Below are 13,936 nucleotides of genomic sequence, written 5' to 3'. Positions count from 1 at the left end.
GTATCATGTCGCATCGTCGCCGATCGGTTTGCCGTGCCGCGAAGGCCCATCGCCGTTGCGGTTGGAGACTCTGGACGCGGGCCTGCCGCGCCCCCGGGAGGAGCCGGCGTCGTTGACTTGGCGTGCTTCGTCCCGTATTGTTAAATGGACCCTTGGAGTGAGAGGTGTGCCTGCGTCAACCGCTCGCACATATGCAACCAGCCTTGCTTTGTGGCACTCTCCGGTCCCCATCATCTTTGGATAGCAGCATGCCTGGTTACACTGGCGAGCTTGCCCGACGGCCTGCCCGGGCACCCGATTACGCAGCCGAAAATCGGGCCCTCGTCGCTCTAGCCCGGGCCCAGGCTGGTTCGCGCGAAGAACTTCTCCAGGCAATTGCAGACACCGCGCTGTTGCTGTGCTCGGCGGGCAGCGCAGGCATCAGCCTCATCGAGCAGCAACAAGGCGAGCAGGTGTTCCGCTGGCTTGCCGTATCAGGACTCTGTGCGGGCCTTCAGGGAAAAACGACCGCATGGGAAGACTGCCCCTGCGGAGTAACTTTGCGGGCCGGCACCGCCCAGTTGTTTGTCGAGCCACAGACGCAATTCCCGTGTTTGTCATTCCCTGGCATAAGCGTCCCGGAAGGTGTCGTTGTTCCTATCAATGTAGGAGGCAAGGACCTCGGTGCGATATGGGTCATGTCCCACCGTGACGACCGCCGATTCGACCTCGAAGACGCCCGGCTGTTATCGAATCTTGCCGTCTTCGCGGGCTCTTCGCTGACAATCGTTGACGCACGCGATATCAGCGAGGAAAGCGAGCGCAGGCAAAACGAATTTATCGCGATGCTCGGGCACGAACTGCGAAATCCGATGGCGCCGATCGACAGTGCGATTGGCGCGGCCAGGCATCTGTGCGCCGACAACCAGCGAGCGGCCCGCGTGCTGGATATCGCACACAGGCAGATGCGCCACCTGCGCACTCTCGTAGACGACCTGCTAGACGCCGCGCGCCTGCAGCACGGAAAGCTCACCATCAAGCTCAGCGACACATCGTTCAACGACATTGCGTTCGATGCGCTGTCGGCAATCAGGCATCACATTGAAGCGCGCAAGCATAAGCTGACGGTCACCGGCCTCGACGAGCAGCTTCCTGTCCGTGCCGATCATGTGCGGTTGAGTCAGGCTCTCGGCAATTTGCTGTCGAACGCCGCAAAGTACACCGCAGTCGGCGGCGATATCCGGATGAGCGTGAGCATCGAGCCTTCGAATTCCACTGACGGCGTCTCTGACTCGGTGCTCGTCGAGATTCAGGACAATGGCATCGGTATCGAAAGCGTCGCTCAGCAACAGATATTCGAACTGTTTGCCCAAGGAGCGAGAGGCGCAGCGCGGGCAGACGGCGGCCTCGGCATCGGACTCGCCGTTGCCAAACGCATGGTGGAACTCCATGACGGCGAAATCTTGTTGCGCAGCGACGGTCCAGGAAGCGGTACGACGGTACGCCTACGACTACCGATACTGAGGCCGGTCGCTGATACGCACGTCGCTCAACAGGTGCAAGCGCGTGCGGAGACGAAACGGGCGCGGCTGATGGTGGTCGACGACAATCGCGACGCGCTGGAGGCACTCGGGCTTCTGCTCGAAGTGGAAGGACATGAAGTCACCACGTCGGACAACGGCACCGACGCAATCAAGCTGATGTCAGAGCGCCGCCCGGACATCGCACTGATCGATATCGGCATGCCGGTGATGGACGGATTCGAGGTCGCACGCCTCGTCCGGTTAAATCCAGAACTTAACGGCATCGTGCTGGTGGCACTCACCGGCTACGCAGCGGAATCCGACAAGTCGCGAGCGCTTGCCGCTGGTTTCGACTTCCACCTGACGAAGCCACTTTCGCTGGACAAACTGGAATACATCCTGTCCAACCGGTCCGAAGGCACGCTTAGCGGCATGGTTTGAAGCCCGGGTGCCGCGCACCGGTTTGTATCGCCATCGTTTTGTTCTGATCCACGGCTCCCTCTGATCGGCCAGCGCTTTCGAAATAGCCGCGGCATGCGGCTTGCTACGACTTCAAAACCCTCGACGTCCCACTAGTCGCCCTCCGTACCGCCCGCCTCGTGGCGGGATTGACGCTGCAATGACGGCGTGCGGCTTGTGTCGTTCTGAAATTGCACGACCCGGCAGTCCATCGAAAAACGATAATTTGCGGAGTTCACGGAGCCGATGCAGACATCTCACCCAGCGCACCCGGTAGCAACATTCCTCGGCAAGACGCGTTTCGCTGCCGACGATCCGCTCGCCCTCGGCGCTGTATTGGCGGACCTCATCGAACACGAGTTCGATCGCGCGCCCCGCATGCCGCTGCCCGGTCAGGGCGAGACTCTTTCGCGTTGGCGTGTTCTCGCCGATGTCGCGGCGCACGATCTGGGGCTCGTCAAACTGTACGAGGGCCACACCGACGCCCTGGCGATCCTTGCGGAACTCCATGGCCCCACGCCGCCGAGTGGGAGCAAATGGGGCGTCTGGGCGGCCGAATCACCCAACGCGCGCGTCCGCGCAACGCGACAAACAACCGGAAGCAATGGTGCCGACGTGGTCCTTGAAGGCATCAAAGCGTGGTGTTCGGGGGCAGGCGTTCTCAGCCATGCACTCGTGACCGCGTGGCTCGACGATCAGCCAGTGCTCGCTGCCGTCGCCATGAATCACCCTTCCGTTTCGATCGACACCTCGGACTGGCAGGCCGTCGGTATGCAGGCCACGGCAAGCGCAGACGTGACTTTTCGCGGCACACCCGCGACGCTCGTTGGCGACGCCCACGCCTACGTGGATCGGCCCGGCTTCTGGCATGGCGGCGCCGGCATCGCGGCGTGCTGGTACGGAGCTGCGGCGCGCATCGGCGAAGTGCTGCGTGACGCCTGCCGTCAGCACGCAGACCCGCACCGCCTCGCACATCTGGGAGCGGTCGATTGCGCGCTGGCAGGCGCAGCGTCAGTGCTGCGGGAGACGGCCACGCATATCGACGCGCATCCTCACGTCATCGTGCAAGGCGAGGCACTGCGTGCGCGGCTGGTCGTCGAAGACGCAGCGACTGCTGTGATGCGTCACACCACGCGCGCACTCGGCGCGGGACCGCTATGCCGCAACGGCCGTTTCGCCCGCGCGATGGCCGACCTGCCCGTGTTCATTCGACAAAGTCACGCGGAGCGCGATCTGGCGGCGCTCGGCGAAACGCTCCTTCAAGAAGGTGGCGGCAGCGCGCACACCTGCGAACCGGAGAACTCCCCGTGGACGCTATGACGCGCGACGCCGACCGCTATTTCGATGACCTGTACAAGCACAGCGACGATCCGTGGAACCTGCGCAACGGCTGGTACGAACGCCGCAAGCGCTCGCTCACGATTGCGGCTTTGCCACGCGAACGTTACCGCAATGCGTTTGAGCCCGGATGCGCAAACGGCGAATTGACCGCCGAACTTGCGACGCGCTGCGACACGCTACTTGCCGTCGACCTGCACGAGCGCGCGGTGCATGCCGCACGCGAGCGGGTGGCGCACGCGCCGCAAGTGCGCGTCGAGCAATGCGCGGTGCCCCGAGAGTGGCCGACGCAGAGCGGACCGTTTGACCTCATCGTCGTGAGCGAACTGGCCTATTACCTCGACGACAGCGAACTGGAAACGCTCGCCGCACAGATCGCCGACACGCTCTCGTCCGACGGCACACTGCTCGCGTGTCACTGGCGCTGGCCCTTCGCCGAGGCGTTGCAGGAGACTACCAAGGTGCATGCGCTACTCGATACGCGTTGTGGCTTGACGCGGCTTGTGCATCACGAGGAAGCCGATTTCATCATCGATGTCTGGTCGCGCGATGCGCGCTCGGTAGCGCAACATGAGAGCCTTCTATGATCGGCGTCGTCGTTCCCGCACACAACGAAGAGGCGCTGCTCAAGCCCTGCCTGATAGCGCTCGCCGAGGCGTCGTGCCATCCCCTGCTTGACGGCGAAGCTGTGCGAATCGTCGTCGTGCTCGACGCGTGCGACGACCGCACCGGCGTCATTGCACATGCGCATGGCGCACAGACGCTGAGCGTAAGCGCGCGCAACGTCGGCATAGCACGCGCGGCCGGCGCCGATCTGCTGCTGGCCGAGGGAGCGCGCTGGCTGGCCTTCACCGACGCCGACAGTCGCGTCTCGCCGGGCTGGCTCGCCGCGCAGCTCGCGCTGGGCGCCGACGCTGTTTGCGGCTCGATCGCCGTGGACGACTGGAGCGAGCATCCGCAGAGCGTGCGCGACTTCTTTCGCGCAACCTACATGGATGCGGACGGCCACCGGCATGTGCATGGCGCCAATCTCGGCGTCAGTGCGCAGGCGTATCTTCGCGCGGGCGGTTTCCCGCCCTGTGCGTGCAGCGAAGACGTGGGGCTTGTCGATCGGCTGATCGCTACGGGCGCACAGATCGCATGGAGCGCAGCACCGCGCGTCGTGACGAGCGCCCGAACGGCAGTACGCGCACGCGGCGGTTTTGGCGATACGCTCGTCTCATGGGCGGCGAACTAGCGCGCTGATCTTTCGCGTCGCTATGCATTGCCGCGAAAAAAATGGAGCAATCTCCCTTCAGAACGGACTGATGCCGGACATGCCGCCGTCGACTGCGAGGTCGGCGCCGGTCACGTATCCGGATGCATTCGACGCAAGAAAGAGGATTGCCGCAGCAACCTCGGCGGGTTTGGCCGGCCGCTTCATGGGAATCACATTCGACCATTCCAACAGTTGCGCGTCGGATATGCCCAGCGTATCGAAGATCGGCGTATGGGCCACTCCCGGTGAAATGCTGTTCACGCGCACGCCGAGTTCGACCAGATCAGCTGCAAAGCATTTTGCCAGCGAGACCACCGCCGCTTTCGAAGCGCAATATGCGGAAAAATTCTTCGTGCCCTGACTGGCCGCGAGCGATGCCACGAGGACGATCGACGCAGGTCGGGCGAGGAACGGCAACGCCTCTCGTACCGTCGAGAACACGCCGCCGACATTGATGTCGAGCAGTTCGGAAAATTGCTCCAGCGTCGTCTCGCGCAGCGGAGTTTGCCGGGAGATGCCTGCGTTCGCGACCACCACATCGACATTGCATTTGAAACGGCCGACCGCTGTCTGATATAGCCGTTGCATGTCTTCCGGGTTCGCGGCATTCGCCATGACCGGCAATGCGTTCTCGCCGAGTTTGTCCGCGGCCTGCTGGAGTTTTTCCGCGTTACGCCCGCTGATCACCACGCGCGCGCCTTCGGCTATAAACCGTTCAGCGGTTGCGAAGCCTATGCCGCTGCTGCCGCCCGTCACCACTGCCAGAGCATGGTCGAGTTGCATCGCGTTATCCCCGCAAGTTGACGACTAACGCACGGCCTGGCCGAATTGCGCGCGTCGTGTGGCCGGTGCCCTGCAGATCGTTCGCAATGAAAACCGCACCCGCTGCAAAACGCTGCGCTGTGTCCCGCCCTTGCACGCTGATTTCCAGTTCCCCTTCGAGCACCACGACATATTGCCGTGATGGCGGGTTGTGCCAGCCGAGAAAGTAATCGCCGTCGAATTCATGCATGAGCACGCTTTCGCATGGCAGCGGAGAAGACAGCGAGACGGCAACGCCCTTGAACAACACCGGACTCGTCTCGAAGTCCTGGATAGTCCTGAAGTTCGAATGTCCGTCGGCGCCCGCGTATATCTCGATGCATTCCATCGGATCTCCTTTTCTCGTCGACGAACAGGCGCAAGCGGTCCGGCAAATGTGCAGACGATTCCACACGGCCATCAACCGCTTGCGGACAAAAATCGAGTCTAGGAGGTGAAACGCAAAAGATCACGCAGGCGCTTTGTGAATTGACTACGCGTTGAAGCCACCGTCGATCGTCAGGCTCGCACCCGTGACGAACCCGGCGTCCGGTCCGACAACATAAGCCACCATGCCGGCGATCTCGTCAGGATGTGCATGACGCGGCAGTGCCATGAGGCCATGCAATGCCGATGCAAAGTCGCCGCTTTCCGGATTCATGTCGGTGTCGGTCGGGCCAGGCTGCACGTTGTTGACTGTGATCCCGCGCGGGCCAAGGTCGCGTGCAAGGCCTTGAACCAGTCCTTGCAACGCCGACTTGCTCATCGCATAAGCAGCGCCGCCCGCAAAAGGCATACGCTCCGCATTGCAACTGCCGATGTTGACGATGCGCCCGCCATTCCCCATGTGCGGAAGCACCGCCTTGATGGCGACGAACACCCCGCGCACGTTGACTTCCAGCGTCTTGTCGAAGTCTTCCAGCGAGAAGGTGTCGACAGGGCCCATCAACAGCACACCGGCGTTATTGACCAGAATGTCGATCTTGCCGAGCGCCGCCGCTGCTTCGTCGACGGCGCGCGTCAGTGCCGCTGGGTCGCCTGCGTCGGCCTGCAGCGCGATGGCACGGCCGCCCTCAGCCGTGATGCTTTCCGCGAGATCGTTCGCAATCGCCGCCGAGCCTTTGTAGGTGAACGCGACAGCCGCACCGTCGCGCGCTAACCGTCGCACGATGGCGGCTCCGATTCCGCGACCGCCGCCGGTCACAAACGCCACTTTGCCGTTGAGGGTTGAGTTCATGATGTCGTTCCTTGTTGAATTGAGTGCATGAAGTATGGGCTCGACACCTGGTTACCGGTAGCGTCTGATGTAGAGTTGGTCTTTCAACCATTTGTATCAAATCGCGATGGAAGCGTTGAACTCGATCGAGTCGTTCGTCCTTAGCGCGGAGTCGGGCAGCTTTTCGGAAGCCGCCCGGCGACTCGGCCTCACGCCCGCGGCGGTCAGCAAGAACGTGGCTCGCCTCGAGGCGTCGCTCGGGCTGCGTCTGTTTCAGCGCACCACGCGGAACCTCACGCTCACGGCGGCCGGCGAACGTTTCCTGCGGGACGTGGCCGATCCGTTCTCCGCGGTTCGCGATGCCATTGCAAATGCAGCCACGCATGAGGGCAAGCCGTCCGGCGCGCTGAAGGTCAGCATGGCGCTGGCATTCGGTCGCGAGTATCTGCTGCCGTTGCTCGGCGAGTTTCTTCAACGCTACCCGGCGATCATTCCCGACTGGCACTTCGACAATCGCCCGGTCGATCTGGTCGCGGGCGGTTTCGACGCGGCGATCGGCGGCGGCATCGAACTCACGCCGGGAGTCGTCGCACGCGAACTCGCGCGGACTCACGTCATCGTGGCAGCATCCCCTTCGTACATGGCGACACGGGCAATGCCGCGTCATCCCGGCGATCTGGCCGACTTCGACGGCATCGTACGGCGCTCGGCGACCTCGGGACGTCTGCGTTCATGGACGCTGCGTAACCAGGTCGGCGAGCAGGCCGAGGCCGAGTGCCGTCCGAGGATGATTTTCGACGACCCCGAGGCGATGGCTCACGCGGCCATGCTAGGCCACGGTGTCGCATTCCTTCCGATGCCGCATGCGGCGCGCTGGCTCGCGAGCGGGGCGCTGGTGCGCCTGCTACCCGGCTGGTACGCGGACCACGGACCGATTTCGATCTACTATTCGAACAAGAAACTCCTCCCCGAAAAAACGCGTGTGTTTATCGACTTCGTGGTCGCTGCTTTCCGGGAGCAGAGGCTTGCGTCGAAGTTCGACGCGCGATAACACGAGACGCCCGACCCATTTGTCATCGCGACTCGACAGCCGCGAATCTGCTCGTTGCACGCCGCGCGAGGGAAAACCCCTAAACCGTGAAGCGGGCTCGTCCGCCCCCGCCACGCATGGGCCCCGGCATCGCATGCCTCGAATCGTTACCCTCACGATAACGAACGCCTGGCAAACGTCATTGAACGGTCATCTCGCGCTCCCATAGACTCGCGCCATATCAAAAGAATTAGCAACCGCCTGGCATGAGGTCAGAGCAAGCACATGGCGAGCTCGAGCCGACAGCTTTTGCATGAGACACGGGACAGGAGACACGAATGATCATTTATGGAACTGCGCTGCTTGCTTTCTGCCACCTCGCCGGTCTGTTTCTCGGCGACCTGCTCGGGGTCGCCATCGGCGTGAAGACGAACGTTGGCGGGGTCGGCATCGCGATGCTGCTGCTGATCTTCCTGCGGCTCTATCTGCACGGCAAGGGTTTGCTGCCCAAGGAGACAGAAGCAGGCGTTGGCTTCTGGGGCGCAATGTACATCCCCGTCGTCGTCGCGATGGCGGCCAACCAGAACGTCGTCGCCGCGCTCAAAGGCGGCCCTGTCGCGCTGCTTTCGGCACTGGGCGCCGCAGCCTTGTGCGCCATTTGTATCGCTGTGCTCTCACGCACCGGTCGCGACAGCACGTCGTTCATCGGCAGCCCGCAACCCGAAGAAATCTGAAGCAGGAGCCAGCCATGATCCAGATGCTCGACAAAGTACTGATACACAACGGCCTCGTCACGGCGTTCGCGCTGGTCGGGCTCATCATGTGGGTCTCGTCGGTAATTTCGCGCAAGCTCACGTTCGGGCGCGTGCACGGCTCCGCGATCGCTATCGTGATCGGACTCGTGCTCGCTTACTTCGGCGGAGTCTTCACCGCGGGCCAGAAAGGTCTGGCGGACCTGCCGCTCTTCGCCGGCGTGGGCCTGATGGGCGGCGCGATGCTGCGGGACTTCGCAATCGTCGCGACGGCCTTCGAGGTGCAGGCCACCGAAGCGCGCAAGGCGGGGCTCATCGGCGTCGTCTCGCTGCTGCTCGGCACGGTGCTGCCGTTCATTGTGGGCGCAAGCGTCGCTCACGCGTTTGGCTATACCGATGCGGTCAGCATGACGACCATCGGCGCGGGTGCGGTGACCTACATCGTCGGACCCGTGACGGGCGCGGCGATCGGTGCAAGCTCGGACGTGATCGCCCTCAGCATCGCGACGGGCCTCATCAAGGCGATTATCGTCATGATAGGCACGCCGCTCGCGGCCGGCTTCATGGGACTCAGGACGCCCCGCTCCGCAATGATCTTCGGCGGCCTTGCGGGCACGGTGAGCGGCGTGAGCGCGGGACTGGCGGCCACCGACCGGCGGCTCGTTCCTTATGGCGCGCTGATCGCCACGTTTCATACGGGCGTGGGCTGCCTGCTCGGACCCTCGCTGCTGTTCTTCACGACGCGCGCACTGGTCGGCGGCTGACTTGATCGCAGCGGTTTCGCGGGTGGCGTCGTGACTCTTGTGCGCCGTCATGCACCGCCGCGCGGGACAATCGCAAGCGGCCACGATCACGGGCACTCACTGTTTTGCGCACGACAAAGCCGCGGTCCAAAACCTCAGCCGGCGTTTCTCGTCCGAAGGCGGCACACGGCCATGAGCGCGAGCAGATTCGGATCGCGCTCGCGTGCTCGCAGGAAGCTGACGCCGATCGTCTGACGCATCATGTATTGCGGTTTAAGCGGGATGAACTGCACCTTGTCGCCGAATACGCCTCGCACGCGGCCGGGCAACAGCGTATAGCCGACACCTCCGCTTACCAGGTTCATTAGCGAATAGATGTCGCCTACCCGCATGGTCACGTTGGGCGAGAATTCCGCGACGCGAAAAGCTTCCTGGAAGCCGTGATAAGTCGCAAACCCCTCGCCTAGCGAAACGAAGGTTTCGTCGCGGCAGTCGCGCAGATCGACGGCATCGAGGTTTGCATACGGCGAATCCGCGGGCGCGGCGAAGAAAATATCGTCTTCGAAAAGCGGGATCGACTCGACTTCGGGCTCGGCATCGGGCAACGCCATCAGTGCCGCATCGATCGCGCCCTGCTTGAGCTTCTCGATCAGTTCCGCATTCGGACCGAGCACCAGTTCGACCTGAAGTGCCGGCCGCCGCACCTTGAGGTCGACAACGATGCCCGGCACGGTCCTGATAGTCAGCGAATACAGCGAGCCGATCTTCAGGCGATCCGACGAATACCCGGCGGCCTCGCGCGTCGCCCGGATGCCGTCGGACATCAGCGTGATGACTTCTTGCGCGACGTCGGCGAGCATTTGCGCCGCATCGGTGGACTTCAGATTGCGGCCTTCATGGCGAAACAGTGCGCAGCGCACACCCTGTTCGAGCGAGTGCAGCGCGCGATGCACGCTGACAGTACTTACGTTCAACGCCTCGGCCGCCTTCGCAAGACTGCCGGTCTGCATGAATGCGAGCAGCACTTCCAGTTTGCGGAAGGTAATCTCGTCGTCGATTCGGTCGCGCATGTCGAGCTGTGGAGCGGTCGAAACCGTCGATTATCGGCTCGCGAGCGCCTGCGGCAAATAGCGTTATTCCCTCACGGGCTGAGCGAAGCAGCCGGCGGGGGCACGCGTTGCGTCAATTGCTTGAGCTGCAGCAGTTGCGGCAGTTGTGTCAGTTACGTCAGTTGCGCGGCTGATGGCGCTGCCAGTACCACCCGGGTACCTGATGCAGTTCGCTTAACAGCTTGCTGCGGCGATGTTCCCGCCGATAGTGACCTACAGTGAAGACGACCGCGATCAGGAGGACCGTTACACCCATGACGATGCTAATCAATTCTTCGTTCATTACCGCCCTTCGTTCAGTACAGAGTTCTGACCGTGACTGCTGCGCGCTCAGCGCTTTCGCGCCACCGCGTTGAGCATGGAATGGCCAGCGCCGGTCACATGCAGGCGCTGGTGCCCGCAAGCGAGTTCCTCGAGGGCGACCAGTTGACGTTCGAGCAGCGTGTCGAGTTCTTGCCTGCACATGTCGATCTGGTCGGGCGCGGCCTTGACCAGCATCAGCGTGGCGAACTCTTTTGGACTCAGCATGGGTTGTCTCTCACAAATTTTGTATTAATAAAGACGGAAGAACGAATTACCTGCGGGCCGTTCCACTCCGGTAAATTTCGACATTTATCTCGGCTTTTCACTAATGCGAGGCGGAGATGCGTCGGGTGAACATTCTAAACTGAAAGGTACGGTGGTTATCAATCGAATAAACCATCGACGCGTACAGACGATAGCCGTTATATAAACATATGATATGCGGCTTTATGAAACGCCCGATGCATCTTGGATTCATCCGCACGCCTACCTGAGCGTGCGCTGCAGTCAGTGGACATGAATAATCCACAGCAATTCGCCAGATGTCAATTACGTGTCAACGGCCAAATTAAAAGAGCAAAACATAAATCGACACTTAATTACCTGGCAAAATGTCCGACGATGTTCGAATTAGTCCAAACAATTAATAATCCGCCGGACGCTAATTTTTGCGACTCGCGAATTCCCGTAAAAGACATTCATCAGCTTGCGTGGCTGTCACCGCATAACAGCCTTATCTGCCTGTAACATTCAGCTGCAGCGCAAGGTCGCGCTCGGGCGGAAGCCGGTCGCCCGTCGACAGTTGGTTGTCGCGATATAGGCCCGGATCTGATCCCCGATCAGGTGATAGAGCCGACGCGGCTGTATCAATTTGAGTTCCATGGCCCGAATCCCTGACATATCTAACTGGCCTGACCAAGTACGGTGAAATCACGGGGAAAAGCGCGGGGCTGGCTTGAGGCCGTGCGTATTGGCGACCCGTCAACTCCGTATTTACCCGCAAATCGTCAAAGTGGCTTGACCAATTCTGACAGGGAAAGTTATTCTACGTTCAGCGAATACAAGGCTAGTTCAGCTTCTGTCCCGGCTCCGATGACATCACGCGGCAACGGCGCCGCTGTCAGGGCAGCCATCCCCGCCCTTGCACACGATGTTTCCGTGCTGCCCCAACTCTTCGATAAAAAAGCCCACATAGGTCATTTAGTCATGCTTACAGTTGTCTGCGAGAAGCCCGGCACTCTTCGATCCGAAACGCGCTCGATTCCCGAACGCGGGCCGGGCGAAGTATTGCTGAGGGTCAGGCGCGTCGGTGTGTGCGGGACCGACATGCACATCTTCACGGGCAATCAACCGTACCTTGAATACCCACGCGTAATGGGCCACGAACTGTCGGCCACTGTCGAGGCAGCCGACGCGGAGTCCGGCCTCGCTGCCGGCGATGCGGTCTACGTCATGCCTTATCTGTCCTGCGGCACATGTATTGCCTGCCGCAACGGCAAAACCAATTGTTGCGTGAACATCAAAGTACTCGGCGTGCATCGTGACGGCGCAATGACCGAATATCTGAGCGTACCCGCTCAATTCGTTCGCAAAGCGGAAGGCGTTACGCTCGATCAGGCCGCGATGGTCGAATTCCTCGCCATTGGCGCGCACGCTGTCCGACGCGCGGACGTGAGCGCCGGTCAGCGCGTGCTGGTCGTCGGCGCGGGACCCATCGGCATGGCTGCGATGATCTTCGCGGGCCTTCGGGGCGCAACGGTCACCGCGCTCGACTCGAGAGCAGACCGCTTGAAGTTCTGTTCCGCGAAGCTAGGCGTGGCAGCGTCGGTCACTGTCGGTAACGGCGACATTGAAGCGCTGAGCGAGCTGACGGACGGCGAGTTCTTCGATGTGGTGTTCGACGCAACCGGCAATCCGGACGCCATGCGCCGCGGCTTCGAATTCATTGCGCACGGCGGAAAATATGTGCTGATCTCCGTCGTGAAGGACGTCATATCGTTTTCCGATCCGGAATTCCATAAGCGCGAAGCAACGCTGCTGGGAAGCCGCAACGCGACGCTCGAAGATTTCGACACGGTTCTCGATGCGATGCGTGCGGGCAAAATCCCCGACGCCGCTTTGAACACGCATCGCTTGCAGTTGTCGTCGCTTCCCGCCGATTTCTCGAAGCTGCTCGATCCGTCAGCAGGCGTCGTGAAAGCCATCGTCGAATGCTAACGAACGGAAACCGCGCATGACCAACACGCCCTGTCCAATCCTTCAGTTCGGGACCAGCCGATTCTTGCAGGCACACGTCGATCTGTTCGTCTGCGAAGCTGCGCGTCGCAATCCGGATGACGCGCTCGGAAAGATCGCGATGGTGCAGACCACTGCGAGCACGCAAAGTCGCGCGCGCATCGACGCAATCCGCGCAAACGCGCGCTACCCTGTCCGCATTCGCGGCTTGCATCGCAAGGAGACCGTCGATCTGACCATCGAGTGCGACAGCGTTGCGCAAGCGCTGCATGCCGACGACGACTGGCCGATGTTGCTCGAATCCATTCGCGACGAAGTAAAAGTGATCGTTTCGAATACCGCGGACAACGGCTATGCGCTCTTTGCTGAAGACACCGCCTCGGTACTTGACGGCCGCACAGCGCCACGCGGCTTTGCGGCGAAGCTGGCCGTTCTGTTGCATGAACGCTATCGCGCGGGCGGCAAGGCAATCACGCTGCTGCCGTGCGAACTGGTTTCGCGCAATGGCGACGTGTTGCGAGATCTGGTGCTTTCGGTCGCGCGCGGCTGGCAAATGGACGCTGACTTTCTGCGCTATCTGACGAACGATTGCATCTGGGTCAATTCGCTCGTCGACCGGATCGTCTCCGAAGCCATCGAGCCCGTCGGCGCCGTGGCCGAGCCGTACGCATTATGGGCGATCGAACAGCAGGAAGGCATGGTCTTGCCCTGCCGTCATGAAAGCATCGTGGTGACCGACAATCTGGCGCACTATGAACGCCTGAAGCTTTTCCTGCTGAACCTCGGTCATACGATGCTGGCGCAATGCTGGCTCGATTCGCAAGGCGATCCGGCCACCACCGTCCTCGACGGCATGCGAAACGAATCGTGGCGCGCAACGCTCGAATCGACATGGACCGACGAGGTGCTTCCCGTGTTCGAAGCACTGGGCCAAAGTGAGATTGCAACGAAGTATCTCGACGATGTGCGAGACCGCTTCAGCAATCCGTTTCTGGCGCACCGTCTTGCCGATATCGCCAACAACCACCAGGAAAAGAAGCAGCGCCGGCTCAAACCCGTTGTCGAACTCGCCAGCGAACTCGGCGTGCGGGTCGAGCAAAAGCATCTCAAGGCCGCACTAGCCGGTGCATAGTCGTTCATAATCGTTGGCACTGGTCTTGATCAAAACAGGCGGCCCGGTTCCACGCACG

Annotated in this window: 15 protein-coding genes; 9 read left to right on the top strand and 6 right to left on the bottom strand. The window is 61.5% G+C overall.

Translation table 11 applies throughout. From position 1 onward, the window contains the following. Window positions 1-191 precede the first annotated feature (191 nt). The 4 genes from SB753_RS08880 to SB753_RS08865 all read left to right on the top strand — a co-directional run bounded on the left by SB753_RS08880 (window position 192) and on the right by SB753_RS08865 (window position 4,536). Window positions 192-1,943, top strand: a complete 1,752-nt coding sequence (locus SB753_RS08880) for an ATP-binding protein (protein WP_410799987.1) — start codon at window positions 192-194, stop codon at window positions 1,941-1,943. A 264-nt stretch (window positions 1,944-2,207) separates the two neighbouring features. Further along, entirely contained in the window at window positions 2,208-3,281 is a 1,074-nt protein-coding gene (locus tag SB753_RS08875; RefSeq protein WP_410799986.1) for an acyl-CoA dehydrogenase, read from the top strand. Next, entirely contained in the window at window positions 3,278-3,886 is a 609-nt protein-coding gene (locus tag SB753_RS08870) for an SAM-dependent methyltransferase (protein WP_410800287.1), read from the top strand. Before SB753_RS08875 ends, SB753_RS08870 begins: the two co-directional genes overlap by 4 nt. Continuing rightward, window positions 3,883-4,536 (top strand): glycosyltransferase, encoded by a 654-nt coding sequence (locus tag SB753_RS08865; protein WP_204520633.1) that lies wholly within the window; start codon window positions 3,883-3,885, stop codon window positions 4,534-4,536. Before SB753_RS08870 ends, SB753_RS08865 begins: the two co-directional genes overlap by 4 nt. Window positions 4,537-4,593: 57 nt before the next feature. Here SB753_RS08865 and SB753_RS08860 read toward each other — a convergent pair whose 3' ends face one another. The 3 genes from SB753_RS08860 to SB753_RS08850 all read right to left on the bottom strand — a co-directional run bounded on the left by SB753_RS08860 (window position 4,594) and on the right by SB753_RS08850 (window position 6,595). Continuing rightward, entirely contained in the window at window positions 4,594-5,340 is a 747-nt protein-coding gene (locus tag SB753_RS08860; protein WP_410799985.1) for an SDR family NAD(P)-dependent oxidoreductase, read from the bottom strand. 4 nt (window positions 5,341-5,344) lie between these two features. After that, window positions 5,345-5,707 (bottom strand): hypothetical protein, encoded by a 363-nt coding sequence (locus SB753_RS08855; RefSeq protein WP_288823938.1) that lies wholly within the window; start codon window positions 5,705-5,707, stop codon window positions 5,345-5,347. Between the two features lie 144 nt (window positions 5,708-5,851). Continuing rightward, window positions 5,852-6,595 carry an SDR family oxidoreductase gene (locus SB753_RS08850; protein WP_087752172.1) on the bottom strand — a complete coding sequence of 248 codons (744 nt, stop codon included), beginning with the start codon at window positions 6,593-6,595 and terminating at the stop codon, window positions 5,852-5,854. A gap of 106 nt (window positions 6,596-6,701) precedes the next feature. On the opposite strand from SB753_RS08850, the gene SB753_RS08845 reads away from it, so the two are divergent. From SB753_RS08845 to madM, 3 genes are all read left to right on the top strand, one after another. Beyond that, on the top strand, window positions 6,702-7,625 hold the full coding sequence (locus SB753_RS08845; RefSeq protein ID WP_410799984.1) for a LysR family transcriptional regulator: 924 nt from the start codon (window positions 6,702-6,704) through the stop codon (window positions 7,623-7,625). Window positions 7,626-7,942: 317 nt separating this feature from the next. Further along, a complete protein-coding gene (gene madL / locus SB753_RS08840) occupies window positions 7,943-8,338 on the top strand; it encodes a malonate transporter subunit MadL (RefSeq protein WP_020065696.1) in 396 nt (131 codons plus the stop codon). 14 nt (window positions 8,339-8,352) lie between these two features. Beyond that, on the top strand, window positions 8,353-9,120 hold the full coding sequence (gene madM, locus SB753_RS08835; RefSeq protein WP_020065695.1) for a malonate transporter subunit MadM: 768 nt from the start codon (window positions 8,353-8,355) through the stop codon (window positions 9,118-9,120). 134 nt (window positions 9,121-9,254) lie between these two features. Here the strand turns inward: madM and SB753_RS08830 are convergent, their stop codons facing one another. From SB753_RS08830 to SB753_RS08820, 3 genes are all read right to left on the bottom strand, one after another. Beyond that, window positions 9,255-10,169, bottom strand: coding sequence for a LysR family transcriptional regulator (locus tag SB753_RS08830; RefSeq protein WP_410799983.1), 915 nt, complete (start codon window positions 10,167-10,169; stop codon window positions 9,255-9,257). 157 nt (window positions 10,170-10,326) lie between these two features. After that, the gene (locus tag SB753_RS08825; RefSeq protein WP_020065693.1) at window positions 10,327-10,491 is read right to left on the bottom strand and encodes a hypothetical protein; all 165 of its coding nucleotides are present in this window, start codon (window positions 10,489-10,491) and stop codon (window positions 10,327-10,329) included. 47 nt (window positions 10,492-10,538) lie between these two features. Further along, window positions 10,539-10,736, bottom strand: coding sequence for a hypothetical protein (locus tag SB753_RS08820; protein WP_027775273.1), 198 nt, complete (start codon window positions 10,734-10,736; stop codon window positions 10,539-10,541). A gap of 981 nt (window positions 10,737-11,717) precedes the next feature. Here SB753_RS08820 and SB753_RS08815 point away from each other — a divergent pair. Together SB753_RS08815 and SB753_RS08810 are read left to right on the top strand one after the other, a co-directional pair. Then, window positions 11,718-12,728, top strand: a complete 1,011-nt coding sequence (locus SB753_RS08815; protein ID WP_408484952.1) for a zinc-binding alcohol dehydrogenase family protein — start codon at window positions 11,718-11,720, stop codon at window positions 12,726-12,728. Between the two features lie 16 nt (window positions 12,729-12,744). Next, on the top strand, window positions 12,745-13,878 hold the full coding sequence (locus tag SB753_RS08810) for a mannitol dehydrogenase family protein (RefSeq protein WP_410799982.1): 1,134 nt from the start codon (window positions 12,745-12,747) through the stop codon (window positions 13,876-13,878). Window positions 13,879-13,936: the final 58 nt, after the last annotated feature.

The organism is Paraburkholderia sp. SIMBA_053, assembly GCF_046534895.1.
Classification (GTDB): domain Bacteria; phylum Pseudomonadota; class Gammaproteobacteria; order Burkholderiales; family Burkholderiaceae; genus Paraburkholderia; species Paraburkholderia caledonica.
This window is presented reverse-complemented; position numbering and strand designations above follow the sequence as displayed.

Excerpts from the sequence above, each read along its gene's own strand:
- SB753_RS08865 (WP_204520633.1), top strand. The coding sequence starts at position 3,883 with ATGATCGGCGTCGTCGTTCCCGCACACAACGAAGAGGCGCTGCTCAAG.
- SB753_RS08845 (WP_410799984.1), top strand. The coding sequence starts at position 6,702 with ATGGAAGCGTTGAACTCGATCGAGTCGTTCGTCCTTAGCGCGGAGTCG.
- SB753_RS08855 (WP_288823938.1), bottom strand. The coding sequence starts at position 5,707 with ATGGAATGCATCGAGATATACGCGGGCGCCGACGGACATTCGAACTTC.
- SB753_RS08815 (WP_408484952.1), top strand. The coding sequence starts at position 11,718 with ATGCTTACAGTTGTCTGCGAGAAGCCCGGCACTCTTCGATCCGAAACG.
- SB753_RS08825 (WP_020065693.1), bottom strand. The coding sequence starts at position 10,491 with ATGAACGAAGAATTGATTAGCATCGTCATGGGTGTAACGGTCCTCCTG.
- SB753_RS08820 (WP_027775273.1), bottom strand. The coding sequence starts at position 10,736 with ATGCTGAGTCCAAAAGAGTTCGCCACGCTGATGCTGGTCAAGGCCGCG.
- SB753_RS08860 (WP_410799985.1), bottom strand. The coding sequence starts at position 5,340 with ATGCAACTCGACCATGCTCTGGCAGTGGTGACGGGCGGCAGCAGCGGC.
- SB753_RS08810 (WP_410799982.1), top strand. The coding sequence starts at position 12,745 with ATGACCAACACGCCCTGTCCAATCCTTCAGTTCGGGACCAGCCGATTC.
- SB753_RS08880 (WP_410799987.1), top strand. The coding sequence starts at position 192 with ATGCAACCAGCCTTGCTTTGTGGCACTCTCCGGTCCCCATCATCTTTG.
- SB753_RS08870 (WP_410800287.1), top strand. The coding sequence starts at position 3,278 with ATGACGCGCGACGCCGACCGCTATTTCGATGACCTGTACAAGCACAGC.
- SB753_RS08830 (WP_410799983.1), bottom strand. The coding sequence starts at position 10,169 with ATGCGCGACCGAATCGACGACGAGATTACCTTCCGCAAACTGGAAGTG.
- madM (WP_020065695.1), top strand. The coding sequence starts at position 8,353 with ATGATCCAGATGCTCGACAAAGTACTGATACACAACGGCCTCGTCACG.
- SB753_RS08850 (WP_087752172.1), bottom strand. The coding sequence starts at position 6,595 with ATGAACTCAACCCTCAACGGCAAAGTGGCGTTTGTGACCGGCGGCGGT.
- madL (WP_020065696.1), top strand. The coding sequence starts at position 7,943 with ATGATCATTTATGGAACTGCGCTGCTTGCTTTCTGCCACCTCGCCGGT.
- SB753_RS08875 (WP_410799986.1), top strand. The coding sequence starts at position 2,208 with ATGCAGACATCTCACCCAGCGCACCCGGTAGCAACATTCCTCGGCAAG.